General features: G+C 65.0%; 15 protein-coding genes. 9 read left to right on the top strand and 6 right to left on the bottom strand.

Going from position 1 to position 14913, the window contains the following annotated elements; translation table 11 throughout:
* Nucleotides 1-100 precede the first annotated feature (100 nt).
* Together ACFQXB_RS18480 and ACFQXB_RS18475 are read left to right on the top strand one after the other, a co-directional pair.
* Nucleotides 101-757 carry a hypothetical protein gene (locus tag ACFQXB_RS18480; protein WP_377406714.1) on the top strand — a complete coding sequence of 219 codons (657 nt, stop codon included), beginning with the start codon at nt 101-103 and terminating at the stop codon, nt 755-757.
* Nucleotides 758-996: 239 nt separating this feature from the next.
* Nucleotides 997-1839, top strand: a complete 843-nt coding sequence (locus ACFQXB_RS18475) for a hypothetical protein (RefSeq protein ID WP_377406713.1) — start codon at nt 997-999, stop codon at nt 1837-1839.
* Between the two features lie 286 nt (nt 1840-2125).
* On the opposite strand, the gene ACFQXB_RS18470 is transcribed toward ACFQXB_RS18475, so the two are convergent.
* Entirely contained in the window at nt 2126-2596 is a 471-nt protein-coding gene (locus ACFQXB_RS18470; RefSeq protein ID WP_377406712.1) for a MarR family winged helix-turn-helix transcriptional regulator, read from the bottom strand.
* 90 nt (nt 2597-2686) lie between these two features.
* Between ACFQXB_RS18470 and ACFQXB_RS18465 the strand changes: the two genes are divergently transcribed.
* From ACFQXB_RS18465 to ACFQXB_RS18440, 6 genes are all read left to right on the top strand, one after another.
* Nucleotides 2687-3664 (top strand): MBL fold metallo-hydrolase, encoded by a 978-nt coding sequence (locus tag ACFQXB_RS18465; protein WP_377406711.1) that lies wholly within the window; start codon nt 2687-2689, stop codon nt 3662-3664.
* Between the two features lie 79 nt (nt 3665-3743).
* Nucleotides 3744-4376: a glutathione S-transferase family protein gene (locus ACFQXB_RS18460; protein ID WP_377406710.1), complete on the top strand. Its 633-nt coding sequence runs from the start codon at nt 3744-3746 to the stop codon at nt 4374-4376.
* A 19-nt stretch (nt 4377-4395) separates the two neighbouring features.
* Nucleotides 4396-4854, top strand: coding sequence for a (2Fe-2S)-binding protein (locus ACFQXB_RS18455; RefSeq protein WP_377406709.1), 459 nt, complete (start codon nt 4396-4398; stop codon nt 4852-4854).
* Nucleotides 4855-4856: 2 nt separating this feature from the next.
* Nucleotides 4857-7040 (top strand): xanthine dehydrogenase family protein molybdopterin-binding subunit, encoded by a 2184-nt coding sequence (locus tag ACFQXB_RS18450; RefSeq protein WP_377406708.1) that lies wholly within the window; start codon nt 4857-4859, stop codon nt 7038-7040.
* Between the two features lie 83 nt (nt 7041-7123).
* A complete protein-coding gene (locus ACFQXB_RS18445; protein ID WP_377406707.1) occupies nt 7124-7768 on the top strand; it encodes a cupin domain-containing protein in 645 nt (214 codons plus the stop codon).
* Entirely contained in the window at nt 7765-8841 is a 1077-nt protein-coding gene (locus ACFQXB_RS18440; RefSeq protein WP_377406706.1) for a flavin monoamine oxidase family protein, read from the top strand. Before ACFQXB_RS18445 ends, ACFQXB_RS18440 begins: the two co-directional genes overlap by 4 nt.
* A gap of 22 nt (nt 8842-8863) precedes the next feature.
* Here the strand turns inward: ACFQXB_RS18440 and ACFQXB_RS18435 are convergent, their stop codons facing one another.
* From ACFQXB_RS18435 to ACFQXB_RS18425, 3 genes are read right to left on the bottom strand one after another with little or no spacing between them, the layout of a single operon-like run.
* Complete coding sequence (locus tag ACFQXB_RS18435) at nt 8864-10405, bottom strand: DHA2 family efflux MFS transporter permease subunit (RefSeq protein ID WP_377406705.1); 1542 nt, start codon at nt 10403-10405, stop codon at nt 8864-8866.
* Nucleotides 10392-11567, bottom strand: coding sequence for an HlyD family secretion protein (locus tag ACFQXB_RS18430; RefSeq protein ID WP_377406704.1), 1176 nt, complete (start codon nt 11565-11567; stop codon nt 10392-10394). Before ACFQXB_RS18430 ends, ACFQXB_RS18435 begins: the two co-directional genes overlap by 14 nt.
* Entirely contained in the window at nt 11551-12006 is a 456-nt protein-coding gene (locus ACFQXB_RS18425; protein WP_377406703.1) for a MarR family winged helix-turn-helix transcriptional regulator, read from the bottom strand. The genes ACFQXB_RS18430 and ACFQXB_RS18425 overlap by 17 nt, the downstream gene beginning before the upstream one ends.
* A 97-nt stretch (nt 12007-12103) precedes the next feature.
* Here ACFQXB_RS18425 and ACFQXB_RS18420 point away from each other — a divergent pair, with 97 nt between their 5' ends.
* On the top strand, nt 12104-12562 hold the full coding sequence (locus ACFQXB_RS18420; RefSeq protein WP_027264282.1) for a universal stress protein: 459 nt from the start codon (nt 12104-12106) through the stop codon (nt 12560-12562).
* 44 nt (nt 12563-12606) lie between these two features.
* On the opposite strand, the gene ACFQXB_RS18415 is transcribed toward ACFQXB_RS18420, so the two are convergent.
* Entirely contained in the window at nt 12607-13674 is a 1068-nt protein-coding gene (locus tag ACFQXB_RS18415; protein WP_377406702.1) for a patatin-like phospholipase family protein, read from the bottom strand.
* Nucleotides 13675-13799: 125 nt separating this feature from the next.
* Nucleotides 13800-14912: an ABC transporter permease gene (locus tag ACFQXB_RS18410; protein WP_377406701.1), complete on the bottom strand. Its 1113-nt coding sequence runs from the start codon at nt 14910-14912 to the stop codon at nt 13800-13802.
* Between the last annotated feature and the right edge of the window lies 1 nt (nt 14913).

Genomic DNA, 14913 nt, shown 5'->3' with positions numbered 1-14913 from the left:
CAGCCCTTTGGGGGTCACACCGCAACTCATGCGATGAAATATCCTTGCTATCGTTAGTGTTGTTTTGTATCGCCGAACCATTATAGTGGGAGTCGGCGTCATGAAGCACAGGGTCCGAACCGCGGCGACTGCCGTAGCCATCACAATATCGAGCCTCGTCGGGTCGGTCGAGCCGGCGCAAGCCTATCAGGTGGACTGCGCCATCTTGCTCTGTCTGGCAGGCGGCTGGCCCGCATCGGCGCCTTGTGCCCATGCAAGGGCGGTCTTCATCCGCAGGATCACGCCCTGGCCGATCGAGCCGCCCTTGCAGATCTGGCGCTGCCCGATGGGGGCGTCGTTCAGCGCCCCTGCCGTGAAGTCGCCAATGGAACGGTTGTACGACATTGCCTTCCGGGATGCGCCTCAGGTCAGCGTGCCGCAAGCTCCCTTGCCCTTGGTCCAGGTCCAGTCTTACGAGCGCGCTGATATCGACATCTCGGGTGATGCCTTCGACTTCGTTCGCAGCATCCGGGTCTTTCACATCCAGTTCAGCCAGCGCCAAAATCGAGATGGCGATTGCATACGATCCGACGGCACACGTCTTGGTTCCTACGGCACGCAAGGTGATTACCACTGGCGAGGTTCGAGCGTAGCCGCCGTGCCTACAGCATCTGACCTTCCTCGCCCAAGCGGCTGCGGACAGGTCAACTACCGCTCGGTCTTCGTCGACTGGCGCGATCATCAAGGCAACTACGGCTTCGAAGAGGTCCACTACTGAACCTGTGCGGGCCTCCATCTGGCGGGCCCGCTTCCAATACACCTTGCACCGGAGACCGTGCACCGAACCCAAAAAGGGAAACGACGCCAGACCGTAAAGCCTGACGCCGCGCTAGAAGAACCCGTGAACAAGGATCTTCTAGCGCACCGTCCGAACCTCTGCAACCGGCAAAGTGGTTTTGCTGGCAAGAATGTTGTTTGCTCTCGGCATGGGGTCGTCTCTCACAGGAGATACCAACCATGGAACCCACGACCGGCCTGATCCTGCGACGGATCACCCAGACAGACTTATCCGTTTCCGCCCACAAGCTGGCAACCGTCATCCTCGACGCCATCGCGTGGAAGGAGGGCTACAACGGGCTGCCGCGTGGGACAGCCGCTTTCACGCTCGCGGGCCTCGCGTCCAAGATGAACATCTCGCGCCAGTACCTGACCGAACTGCTGGCGGAACTCGAGGCGTCCGAGTTGGAGCTAAGGCGAGAGAAGCCAAACGGCAAGTTCGCCCCCTGGCTCTTCCGGTTCGCCGCCTTTGACGCAGAGGGGGAAGATCAGGATGTTGAGTCAGGCACAGGCGACACATCACTATCTAGAGATAAAGATAACAAAACTGTATTCTCCGGACAGATCACTATTGGCGCTGGCTCGAACGTCTTCCAAACCTGCTGGGCCGAGTTGATCAAGGCGGCAAAGAAGGCCCTGCCCTGCTGGAACGTCGACACGCAGGTAATCTGGGACCGCTTCCTAGCCTTCAACCGGGCGCGCGGGAACGATAGGGTTCCGGCCGGCTTCCTCCTCGGCTTCATGCGCCGTTGGCGCACCTCACCCGGTACGGTGAGCCGACCGGAGGCAGCGTCTGCGCCGGAACGAGCTCCTGATCCACGAGAGCGAGAGTTGCACGACCAGATCAAGGCTGCACCCAGTGGCAACCGGCAGTTTCATGCTTCAGACCTGTGTCGGCTCATCGGGCAGGCCGCCTACGACGCGCGCATCCTCGAGGTCATCCGGCAGTTCGGATGCCCGAGGTTCACGGCGACGCTCGCCGTTCATGGGCGTGCTGTGATGGCAGGCGAGATCGCGCGATGATCGAGCGACGGCTATGTGGCCGAGACCGCAAGATTGCTCGGAATTCTTGCTGAAGTGGCCAGCAGATATGCCTGCGCGCCCTCAACCAGAAAGCTGCACAGATGCGCATGGTCGGGCCGAAGGAGCAGGAACTGCACGTCGCTGGCTTCGACCTGCCGATAGTTACAGGTGTGCTTTGTACGCGGGGCCCATGCCGTGCACCGACAGTCCTCGTCCCTTGTGATCATGAACGAACCAGCGCGAATCTCGAGGGGTGACCACGGGAAACATTGGTAAGGACAGCCGCCTATGAGGATTTGCCGAGATCAACGTTTTCATCGTTGTTGGCCGCGCGCTCGACAGCTGATCGCAAGCTGGAAATCCGCCGGATCGTCTCGGCCACCTCTTCTTCGCCAAGGTCGAGAGACCTGAAACCGCTCGCTATGATGGCGTCTGCCTCTCGCAGGGCGGTCACTCCGCGCGAGGCAAGCCGCAGAACAATGCGCCGCTCGTCCTCCGGATCGCGCAGCCGTTCGACCACTCCGTAGTTCGCCATCTTCTTGACCAGCGGCGACAGGGTGTTGGGTTCCACGCCGAGCCGCGCCGACAGATCCGACAGAGACATTTCGCCGTGCTCCCCCAAGGCCTTGAGCACGACATATTTGGCATAGGTAAGACCAGTGCCTGCAAAGACCACTTGATAATAGCGGCCGAAGGCGTGGTGCAGCCGGTAGGCCTGAAAACAGGCCATGTCGTCTAGGGAGAATGTATTTTTCATGAGCTTTATCTAGCGGGCTGCCATTGAGAAATCAAACCGGCGTGCTAATTTGCTGCGAACACGAATAGTTCGTAATAGAAGGATACCCACATGAGCAGACTGAACCGCCGCACCCTGTTGACGGGAGCCGCCCTGTTGCCCGTGGTAAGCGCCGTCGCTGGCGGCGCGCGTCCCGCCATGGCTGACGGGCACGGCATGGCACCGGGACAAGGCACGACGCCGGGCGCTGCGCTTTACACGGCGCCGCTGGGGTCGTTCCGCATCACGGCGCTGCTGGACGGCATGGCGCCGCTGGGGCGCGGCTTCTTCTTCGGCGGTGCCGAGGTCGATCAGGTGCTCGCGGCCGCCGGCATCGGGCCGGATGCCGTGCCCGCCCCCGTGTCCGCCTTCCTGATTCAATCGGCTGACCGGACGATCCTGATCGATGCCGGCATGGGCCAGCAGGAGACATTGGGTCCGGGTTTCGGGCGGTTGACGGCGGGACTTGCGGCCGCAGGCGTCGCGCCGGAGGATGTGGACATGGTCGTGGTCACGCATGCCCATCCCGACCATGTCGGCGGGCTGATCCGCGACGGCGCGCCGGTATTCGCGAATGCCGAACTGGCGATCGGCGAGGTCGAGGCGGCGTTCTGGACGGATGCCGCCATCATGGCCCAGGCCCCGGCCGAGGCGCAGCCGACCTTCCAGTTCGCGCAGACGGTGCTTGCGGCCTACGGCGACCGCATCACCCGCATCGTGGACGGGGCCGAGGCCGCGCCGGGCCTTACCATGATGCTGTCGCCCGGCCACACGCCTGGGCATTGCGTGGTGCGCATCGACGGCGGCGACCGACAGCTTCTGATGATCGCCGACACGCTGCATTCGGCCGATGTGCACACCGCCCTACCGGATGTGGGCTTTGGCTTCGATTCCGATCCCGCGCAGGCTGCAGCCTCGCGCCGGCGGATCTTCGACATGGTAGCGGCCGACAAGATGCTGGTCGCGGGCAGCCACATCCATTTCCCCGGCTTCGGACGCATCCTCGCCGAGGGTCCGGCCTACCGCTACCGGCCCGCTACCTGGATGTGATCGCCCCGAGTCCCGGCGCGGTCCGATCCGCGCCGGGCTCCGATCTTCCCAACCACCCCGGCATCAAGAAAGGTTCATCATGACCAACGTGACCCTCTACGGCTTCGACGGATCGACCTATGTGCGCACGATCCGCTGCATCCTGGCGCGCAAGAGCATCGCATACGACCAGGTTCCGGTGAACGTGCTGGCCGGCGAGACGCGCCAGCCCGAGCATCTGGCCCGCCATCCCTTCGGCAAGGTGCCGGTATTGGACATCGACGGGATGCGCCTGCGCGAGACCGAGACGATCGCCCGTTATCTCGAGGTGCGCAATCCAGATCCGGCGATGTGGCCGGCCGATCCCAAGCGCCGCGCCAAGGCCGACGAGACGGCCGCGCTGATCGCCAACTACGGCTATGGCGCGATCATTGGCTTTGTCGCCTACCATCTGTTCCCTGATCTGGTCGGCGGCAAGAACGAAGATGCGCGGCGGCAGAACGTTGACGCCGCGGTGCGCCTTGCCGGGCTTGTGATCGAGAACCGGGGCGGTTCGCTCTGGCTCGCGGGGGATGCTCCGGGCTATGCTGATTATCTGCTTGGCCCGCTGGTCGCCTATGCCACGATGACAGAGGATGGCGGCGCGCTGATGGCGGTGCCGGGCATGTCCGACTGGTGGACGCAGCTGGCCGCCGATGCGGCCTTCACGGCCACCGCTCCGAACCTGGGCTGAACCGACCAAGGAGGTTATGATGATCACGCTGACGATCAACGGCGCGCGGCGCGAGGTATCTGGCGCGCCGGACACGCCGCTTCTGTGGGTGCTGCGCGACGAACTGGGCCTGACTGGCACCAAGTTCGGCTGCGGCGTGGCGTCCTGCGGCGCCTGCACGGTGCATCTGGACGGGGTGCCGGCGCGGTCCTGCCAGAGCGCGGTGGGCGATCTGGAGGGGGTGGAGATCACCACGATCGAGGGCGCGTCCGATGCCGCCGCAAAGGCGGTCCGCGCCGCCTGGGTCGAGCTCGAGGTGCCGCAATGCGGCTATTGCCAGTCCGGGCAGATCCTGTCGGCCGCGGCGCTTCTGGCCGGGACGCCGAAGCCGACCGACGCCGACATCGACGCGTCGATGGAGGGCAACCTCTGCCGCTGCGCCACCTATGCGCGGATCCGCAAGGCGGTCCACCGCGCCGCTGAGATCATGGAGGGCTGACCATGCTGGACCGGATCATCGCGGGGGCCGTTCCCGCCGTTCGCGCCGCGCCGCTGTCGCGCCGTGGCTTCCTGAAACTTTCCGCCGGTGCCGCGGGCGGGCTGATGCTGGGCGCGGCGCTGCCCGTAGGGCGGGCGGCCGCCGAGGGGGCCGCCGAAGGGCTAGCCACGCCCTTCGTCCATATCCGCCCCGACAACAGCGTGGTGGTGATCGTCAAGCACCTCGACAAGGGCCAGGGCACGGCGACCGGGCTTGCCACGCTGGTGGCAGAGGAACTTGATGCCGATGCCGCGCAGGTCACGACCGAATTCGCCCCCGCCAATACCGCGCTTTATGCCAACACGTTGATGGGGGTGCAGGGCACCGGCGGCTCGACTGCCATGGCCAATTCCTGGCAGCAGTATCGCGAGGCGGGCGCCACCGCGCGGGCCATGCTGGTGGCCGCCGCGGCCGAGACCTGGGGCGTGGATCCTGCCGCCGTCACCGTGGCGGGCGGCCGGGTCAGCGCCGGGAACAACAGCGCCACCTTCGGCGACCTGGCCGAGGCCGCGGCGCGTCAGACGGTGCCCGGCGAGCTGACGCTTAAATCGCCCGATCAGTGGGTCTATATCGGCAAGTCTTTCCCCCGCGTCGATGTGGCGCGCAAGACGGAAGGCAGCACGGGCATGTTCGGCATGGATGCGCGGATCGAGGGCATGGTCCATGCCGTCAGCCTGCGCAGCCCGCGCTTCGGCGGCACCCTTGCCGCGCTCGACGACAGCGCCGCCCGCGCCCTGCCCGGCGTGATCGACGTGATCCGCCTGCCCGACCGTGCCACCGTCATCGCCGAGACCACCTGGCAGGCAATCCAAGCGCGCGAAGCGCTGGTGGCCGAGTGGGATATCGGCACGGCCGAGAACCGTGGCACCGAGGAGCTGCGCGCCGAATACGCGGCGCTTCTCGACCGCGAGGGCACGCAGTTCCACGCGGCCGAGCCCACGGGCCGAGAAGCCGCGCAGGTGATCGAGGCGGATTATTTCTTCCCCTATCTCGCCCATGCGCCGATGGAGCCGATCGACGTGACGGTCCGCTTCGACGGCACGGCAGCCACCTTCTGGACCGGCTCGCAGATCCAGACCCTCGATCAGAACATTGGCGCGCAGGTCCTGGGCATCGCCCCCGAGGCGGTGACGATCAACACGCTCTGGGGCGGGGGGTCGTTCGGGCGGCGGGCGATCTATGACAGCCACTACGTCGCCGAGGCGGCGATGGTGGCGAAGGCCTGGCTCGACGCGCATGGCGAGGCGCGCCCGATCAAGCTGGTATGGACGCGCGAGGACGACATCCGCGGCGGCTACTACCGCCCGATGCACATGCACCGGGTCCGCGCCGGACTGGACGCCGAAGGCAACATAGCCTTCTGGCAGCACCGGGTAGTGGGTCAGGGGATAATGCTGGGAACGGCCTTCGAGCCTTTCGCAGTGAAGGACGGGGTGGACAGTTCCTCGGTCGAGGGGCTGGGCGAAAGCTCGCCCTATGCGATCCCGGGCTGGACGGCGGACGTGCATCATCCGCGCGTCGGCGTGCCGGTGCTGTGGTGGCGCTCGGTTGGCCATACCCACACCGCCTATGTCGTCGAGACTATGATGGACGAGCTGGCACAGGCGGCGGGTGCCGACCCGGTGGAATTCCGCCTGCGCTACCTTGCCGATCCGCGCGCGCGCGGCGTTCTGGAAATGGCCGCCGACAAGGCTGGCGCCCTGCCCGAGGGGCTGACGCGCGGCATCGCGGTGCACAAGAGTTTCGGCTCCTATGTGGCCGAGGTGGCCGACGTGAGGATGCGCGAGGACGGCAAGGTCAAGGTCGTGCGCGTGACCTGCGCGGTCGATTGCGGCGTACCGATCAACCCCTCGAACATCCGCGCCCAGATCGAAGGCGGTCTGGGCTACGGCCTGTCGGCGATCCTTCGCGAGGAGATCACCCTGACCGAGGGCGAAGTGGACCAGTCGAACTTCTACGACTACACGCCCCTGCGCATCACCGACATGCCCGAGGTCGAGGTGCATATCCTGCCTTCTACCGAGGCCCCCACCGGCATCGGAGAGCCCGGCACCCCGCCGATCGGCCCCGCCGTTGCCAATGCTGTGCGCCGGGCGACCGGGCAGGCGGTGCGCGAGCTGCCCTTTTCGCGGCACGGCCTGGCCTGACCCCGGTCGTAGGGCCGCAACGCCACGGGCGCACCCGGACCGGGTGCGCCCTTCCTTCTCATGCCAAAACACGGATGCAGATCATGCAGCTCAACACCGATTTCACGCGCCCGACGGTTGTCCAAGGCAGCCGGCTCGATTGGGTGCCTAGCCCGGCCGCGGGGGTCGAGCGCAAGATGCTTTATCGCGACGGTGCCGAGGTCGCCCGCGCCACCTCGATCGTACGCTATGCCCCCGGCAGCGCCTTTCCCGAACATGTCCATACCGGCGGCGAGGAAATCCTGGTGCTGGTCGGCACCTTCCAGGACGAGCACGGCGACTATCCCGCGGGGAGTTATTTCCGCAACCCACCGGGCACTCGCCACAGCCCCGCCGCTGCCGAAGGCTGCGAGATCTTCGTGCGGCTCTGGCAGTTCCGCGCTGGCGACACTGCGCAGATCGCGTTGCCGCCCGGACAGGCTGAGGGTGTCCTCTTCGACGACGGGTTCGAACGGGTCGGCATCGAGACCTGGGACGGCACGATCCGGCGCGACAACCCGCGCGGGCTGGAAATGATGGTGCTGTCGGGCAGCCTGCGCGTCGGGGGCGAGGAACTGACCGCACAGAGCTGGCTGCGCCTGCCTGCCGGGCATGCCCTGGTGGCCGAGGCCGAGGGCGCGCGGGTCTGGCTCAAGGATGCGCCGCTACAACACGCCGATCTGCTGCCCCTGCCGGGTGCGGCGGCATGACCGAAGGCCGCATCGCTGTCGTTGGAGCCGGGCTCGCTGGGCTGAACGCGGCCCGGCTACTGTGGCAGGCCGGCGCGGATGTCCGGCTCTACGAGGCGCGGCCGCGCCTTGGCGGGCGTATCCTGACCGTCGGGGCAGATGGCGCACCCGGTGCCGGCTTCGATTTGGGCCCGTCCTGGTTCTGGCCCGACATGCAGCCCGAGATCGCCGCGCTGGTGGCGGAACTCGGCTTGGCCTGCCAGAGGCAGGATGAGGCTGGGCAGATGCTTTTCGAGCGCCATCCGCAGGAGCCACCTTTGCGCGTGCCCCATCCCGGTAGCGTCGCGTCCTGGCGGATCGCGGGCGGGACGGGGGCGCTTACGCAGGCGCTGGCCGCCGTGATCCCGCGCGACCGCATCCGCCTCGGAGCGCCGGTCCGGCGACTGACGCGGGCCGAGGATGCGGTCGTACTTACCCTGCCCGAGGACGAGGTGCGGGCCGATCACGTCATCCTGGCACTGCCACCCCGGCTGATAGCGCAGGGCCTGACGCTCGATCCGGCACCCTCTCCAGGCGTGCTCGATCTGTGGCGCCGGACGCCGACCTGGATGGCTCCCCATGCCAAGTTCCTCGCCGTCTATCCGAGGCGCTTCTGGCGCGAGGCCGGCCTTTCGGGAGGGGCGCAAAGCCTGGTCGGCCCGATGACCGAGATCCACGACGCCACGAGCAGCGCGGGCGAGGCGGCGCTGTTCGGCTTCGTCGGGCTTTCCGCTGCCGGGCGTCAGCAGATCGGCGAGGCGGCGGTGATCGCGGCCTGCACCGCGCAGCTTGTGCGCCTGTTCGGATCGGCGGCCGCCGAGCCGCGGTCGGTGCGGCTGAAGGACTGGGCGGCGGACGTCCTGACCGCGACCTCGGGCGACCTGACTGACCCCGGCCATCCGGCGCCGCAGGTCTTCGCCCTGCCTGCGCCCTGGTCGGATCGTCTGACCCTTGCCGGCAGCGAGACCGCGCCCCGCGATCCAGGCTACCTGAACGGCGCGGTAATCGCCGCGCATGCGGCGGCGGGCCGGGCCGCGGCGCTGTGCTCGGTCTGACCTCGGCCGGTCCGGCGGGCGCTCAGGTTCTGGCCCGCCACATGAACCAGGTCGGTGCGAGCGCCAGAACGAAGATCGCGAACACTACCATGAAGCCGTCCTGAAACGCAGCGTTTGATGATTGGATCACCACGGTCTGCCCCAGATAAGAGGCTGCGGCCGGTAGGAGCTGCGTGTCTGGCAGCCCTGACGAATGCATCAGGCCGGCGACTTCGCGCAGAAGTTCCATCGTGGTGGTATTGTCGCTGGTTTGCGTGGCTGCAAAGGCATCGGCGTGCATGACTGTGCGCCGCTCAATGAACACAGTGAGCAGGTTGACCCCGAAGGCGCCGCCGAGCTGGCGGATGAAGTTCGAGGCCCCAGAGCCCTGCCCCAGGAGATGCCGGGGCAATACTTTCAAAGCTCCTGAGGAAATTGCCGGGAACACCAGTCCTAGACCCACCCGGGAAATCACGGTCCACCAGGCAAGTGTCCAGAATGTCGTGTTGATATTCGCATCCGCCATCAGCCACGAGGACCAAGCGAAGATCGCCATGCCGATGCCGATCAGGATTGCGGCTGGAACCCTGTCGGACAGGCGCCCTGCGATCGGGAAAACGATAAGCATCACGAAGCCCGACGGCATCAGCAGAAGACCCGCTTGCGTCGGCGTCATGCCTTGGATCTGCTGGACAAAGACGGGCAAGAGATAGGTCGAGCCAAAAAGCCCTGCCCCCATGATGAAGGACACCACCGAAGCAGAAACGAAGGCAAAATTGGCAAAGAGCCGCATGTCGAGCATGGGTTTGTCGGTGTGAAGCTCCCATAGAATGAATCCTGCGGCCGAGGCTGCGGACACCATAAAGCCTACAAGTGTCATGTTCGAATCCCATCCCAGACGCTGAGCATTCGACAATGTGCTGAGGATGACTGCGAGAAAGACCGCAAGGATCGCGACGCCCGGGAAGTCGAAAGCGGGAAGCGGCCCGGTCTGCTCTCGACCTGGCAGAAAAAGGTTTGACAGCAGGATGGCGACCCCGGCGAAGGGAAGGCCCAGATAGAAGACGAAGCGCCAGTCGAAGGCGTCCATCAATACGCCGCCGATCCAGGGCCCGAGAGCGGGGGCGAGCACCACACACACCCCGTAGATACCCATCGCCGCACCACGCTTGTCAGGGGGGAAGACCTTGAACAACATGATCATCGCCAGCGGCTGGACAATGCCTGCTGCGGCACCCTGGACGACGCGCGCCAACGTCAGGATGGTTTCATTCGGAGCAAGACCGCCGACGACCGAGCCGACGAGAAAGACGCCCATCGCCGCATTCATCGTCAACCGCATGCCGAAGGCGCGATCCGCCCAGTCGGCCAGCAGCATTGTGGCGGTCATCGCCGCCAGGAAGCCAGTCGAGATCCATTGTGCCTGCACAGCGCTGATCCCGAAGGCACCCATCACCGCCGGAATGGCGACGTTCACGATTGTGGTCGAAAGCACCACCGAGATGGTCGCCACCATGATCGTGCCGGTGGCATACCATTTGTACGCCGGCCCGTACTGCTCGAAAAAGCGATCAACCTGTGACATCGACATAGATCTCAACCATCATGCCCGGCCGCAGTTCCACGCCATCGGCATCGATCGAGACACGGATTGGCAGCCGCTGGGTGACTTTGGTGAAATTGCCAGAAGGGTTCGGGCTGGGCAGCAAGGCAAGCTGGCTGGTCGCCGCGCCGCCCATGCCGATCACCTCGCCCTCGAAGGTCCGACCGGGAAAAGCATCGACAGTGATGCTGGCTCTTGACCCCACACGCAACCTGGAAAACTCGGTTTCCTTGACGTTGGCATCGATCCAGACATTCTCGGGCGCGTGATACATCACCAGTCTTGTTCCGGGGGTTACATACTCGCCGACATCAACGAAGGTCGCGTCAACAATACCGTCGAAGCTGGCGTCAATCGTACGGTGCGCGAGATCGATTTCCTTCAGCCGACGTTCCGCCTCGATCGCGACGCGCCCTGCCCTGGCAGAATCGATCTGAGAGTCCAGCACAGCGATTTGGGCTGCGTCTGCTTCGACGATTGCAAGATTTGCCCGTGCGGCTTCTGTTGCGGCATAGGCTGCGCGCTCCTGTTGTGTCGCTGTGGCGAGGGCCGCGTTCACCTCGTCGAGCGATTGTTGCGACGAAACATTCTGCTCGGCCAGTTTAACCACACGGTCGTGGCGGGTTTGCGTATTCTGCAGCACGGCAAGCGCGGCTTCATGGTTGGCTTCGGCAGCCGCGATGCCGGCATTGGCTGCTTCTCGCCGCGCAGCGAGCTGCTCGGTCAGCATGCCCTTGCGGTTTTCGAGTTCAGAAAGCTGGGCATCTGTCGCCGCCAGCTTTGCGATGACGGCATCGAGTTGCGGCTGCGACGATTCCTGGTCGATCGACGCTAGAACAGTTCCCGCAGCGACCGAATCCCCGACAAGCACCGGAAGTTCGGTCACGCGGCCAGCGACTTCGCTGGACACGGTCACGACGCTCGCTGCGACGCGGGCATCGTTGATATGGACCTGAGTGAACCGTGCTATGATCCATGGGGTTCCCAGCCAGGCCACGACCCCAAGGACTGCCGCCACGACCAACAGCCGGGTCCATTTAACCCGGCTGCGCCGCGCAGCCGGTTTTGGCAAATCCGACACGGAGGTCTCGCCTGTCTCCTTTGCTTCGGGTGCTGCCGGTTTGATCTCATCCATTTTCGTCATTACCCATCTTCTCCAGCCGGGATGCAATCTGCGCCAGGACGCGGGTCGCGGTGCGAAGATCGTCCGCAGGAATGTCCTCAAGAACTTCCAAGCGACTATTTGCGGCGATCGACTTCATCCTCTCAAGAATCCTAATCGCGGCTTCAGTCAGGACCAGTTTCTTGGCGCGTCGGTCCTCGGCACTTGGGTGGCGCTCGACAAACCCCATCCTTTCAAGACCGTCCAGCAAGCGCACCAGCGTCGGCCCCTCGATGCCAAGGACGCGCGCCAGTTCGATCTGGGTCGCATCTTCGTGCCGGGACAGTTCTAAAATCACGGCCCAGCGTGCTTGTGACAGACCCAGATGACGAAACTGTACGTCGAGCCTGCGCTTCCACTGGCGCGACACACTTGCCAGAGCGCGCGTGAAGGTCTCCGCCATGTCTGGTGCAGCAGTCATCAGCTCTTGCTTCTGGTTGTCTTGCAAAAAGATAGGAAGCTAATTAGTATGCAAGCAACCGTCTTGCAAGACTAAATTCGAGCGTGGAGGCCAAGCCGTGTATTCCAGAATTCTGCTCTGCTATGATGGCTCTCGCGAAGGGCGATTGGCGCTACGCGAGGGCGCGCGCCTTGCGCAGATCACGGGCGCTGCCGTGACTCTTCTGGCGGTGGTCGAGACAGCCTCGGGCAATGTCTACGCGATCGGGGCCGATACCGTTGCCCTGGGCCAGCAGAAGGCCGATCTGGACGCAATCCTGGAGGAGGGCCGCCAGCGGCTGACGGGGATGGGGCTTTCGCCGCAGGTCCGGATCGAGTTCGGCGATCCCGTCGCAACCATCACCAGGGTATCCGTTGAGACCGAGGCGGATCTTGTCGTTGTCGGACACCACCGGCACGGTTTCTGGACGCGCTGGTTGAGCCGCTCGATCGCGGCCGAACTCAGTGACAGTCTAGGGTGCAGCCTGCTTCTGGCGCAGAAGGTCGTCGAGGATTCGGAACTTTTTGGGAAGGCGTGAAAAGGATGGTGCCGCCGCTACGGCTTGTGCTTCATCTGGCGGTCCTAACCCGTGCTCACGATCGCTTCACCCCCTTCCAGAGGTGGCAGAGCCGCTGACCACGCCGACCCGGCGCGGGCCCGCCGCAAACCTCCGGCATAGAGGGCGCGCATATAGGCGGTATTGAACTCGAGGGTGTCGACATCGTCGGGCGCGACCATGTCAATAGAGGTGACATGGAAGCCGATTCCGGCAGCGTGTGTAAAGTCATGGGTCGCGTTGACCTGGCGCAGCATTTGGTACTTCAGCAACGTCGAAACCGAGCGGGCGGTGATCGCGCTCGGTCGCACCGCCACGACGTTGAATTCCGGTTCGAGATTGACATTCATCAGCATGTGGATGTCGGTCAGCGCCGCCCCGACCGCGCGCTGTCCCTGGAACGAGAACAGCACAGTCTCGGGCAATGAGAAGACGTTCGACACGACGGCACCGTCTCCGTGCAGTTCCTCGAAGGTGCGGCCGTCAGCGGTCTGCCCGCGAATACGGATCGGCGGAAATGCACCCGGGATCGCGGCCGAGGCCATCAGGACGTCCTCAAACAAGGACAGAGCGCCCGGATCGCCGCTGCCCGCAATCGCACCCATGTTCCAGATCACCCCGAGCTGGGTGTCCAGATCGGTCGTGAATACGAAGAGGCGTCGGCCTCGGGCATGTTCTTGCGCGACTCCACGCAGCAGCGAGGGTGAGACGAAAAATTCGACCAGTTGGCGCAGCGGCTGGGGATCGACAAGCGCACCCCGCGTAAGCAACCCCAGCAGCGAGGGCTTGCCGCCGATGCCCTCGGCAACGCCGCCGGTATAGAGATTGCGCAGCGTAACATCATGTTCGGGGCCCAGAAACGCGAGCGGTGCGATCAGCGCCCCGGTACTGACGCCGCTTATGACCGAGAAGGTCGGTCGCGTTCCGGAAGCGGTCCAGCCCGCCAGGACACCCGCGCCAAAGGCACCGTTTGCGCCACCCCCGGAAATGGCCAGGTAATGCGACCGTCCGTTCTCGCGAAACCTCGGGCCCAGGTCCGGTGGATAGTCCTCTATCGCCGCGTCCGTGCGGATGCGATAGGCTGCACCCAGCAACGGTGTCGCGGCCCTGTCATCCGGGCGGTATGGGATGCGCGGTTCTACACCGCAGGCGCTTACCGCCGCAGCTCCCATCAGTGCGAGCGTCGCCCGCCTTGTCGGTATGCCCTGCCGCCTTCCGGTCACCTCAGGAGCCCGTGGAACCGACGCAGCGCAATGGAAAACATAGCGGTGCCGATCAGCGCCAGTGCCAGAAGTTGCGGCCAGACCACCGAAAGCCCCGCGCCGCGGAACAGGACCGACTGCGAAAGGGCGATAAAATGCGTGTTGGGCGCCGCGAGCATTGCGTACTGCACCGCCTCGGGCATGGATTCGCGCGGGGTCATGCCGCCCGACAGGATTTCCAGCGGCAAGAGCACCAGCAACAGCAACATGGCAAACTGCGGCATCGAGCCGGAGATCGTTGCCAGCAGGATGCCCAGAGAGGTGGTGGCGAAAAGATGCAGCGCCGCCCCGACAAGAAACAGGGTGACCGAGCCGGCTATCGGCACCTCCAGCACCCCCTGGACCATGAAGTTCAGCGACAGCCCGGTTGCCACAAGCACCACCGCGCCCATGCTGAGAACCTTGCTTGTCATGATCTCGGCCGGCGTGACAGGCATCACCAGCAGGTGTTCGACCGTGCCGTGTTCGCGTTCGCGGATCAGGGCTGCGCCCGACAGGATGATCGAAAGCATGGTGACAGCACTGATCACCGCCGTCAGGGCGCCGAACCAGCCGGGGTCCAGCGCCGGGTTGAATCGCGCCCGCACTGCCAGATCGACCGGAGGCGCAGCCGCAGCGGCATCGCGGGCGGCCCAGCCGGCGATCTCCTGATTGACGATCGCCTGCACATAACCCGCGCCGGTGAAGGCCTGGCTGACCCGCGTGGCATCGACGTTCAGTTGCAGTTCCGGCCGATCGCCCGCCAGCAGGTCGCGCTGGAAATCGGGGGGGATCACCAGCGAGAACGTGTCGATCCCGGCATCCATCCGCGCATCCATCTCGGCCAGGCCGATCTGCGCTGGCGGCACGAAATAGGGCGAGAGGAACGCATCCGACACCCGGCGCGAAAGTGGCGAGGCATCCTCGTCCACGATGGCGATGGTGGCGCGGTTCAGCGTCTCGGGCATGGCGGTGGCGTGGGTGTAGATGTCGAGCGTGAACGCATAGACCACCAGAACCATGAGAAGCGGGTCGCGCAACAGGCCGCGCAGCTCCTTCATTGCCAGATGCGCCACATGTTTCGGCCGCATA

The organism is Halodurantibacterium daqingense (genome assembly GCF_042666235.1).
GTDB lineage: Bacteria > Pseudomonadota > Alphaproteobacteria > Rhodobacterales > Rhodobacteraceae > Halodurantibacterium > Halodurantibacterium daqingensis.
The sequence above is the reverse complement of the archived record's forward strand: the minus strand, read 5'-3'. Positions and strand labels throughout refer to the sequence as shown.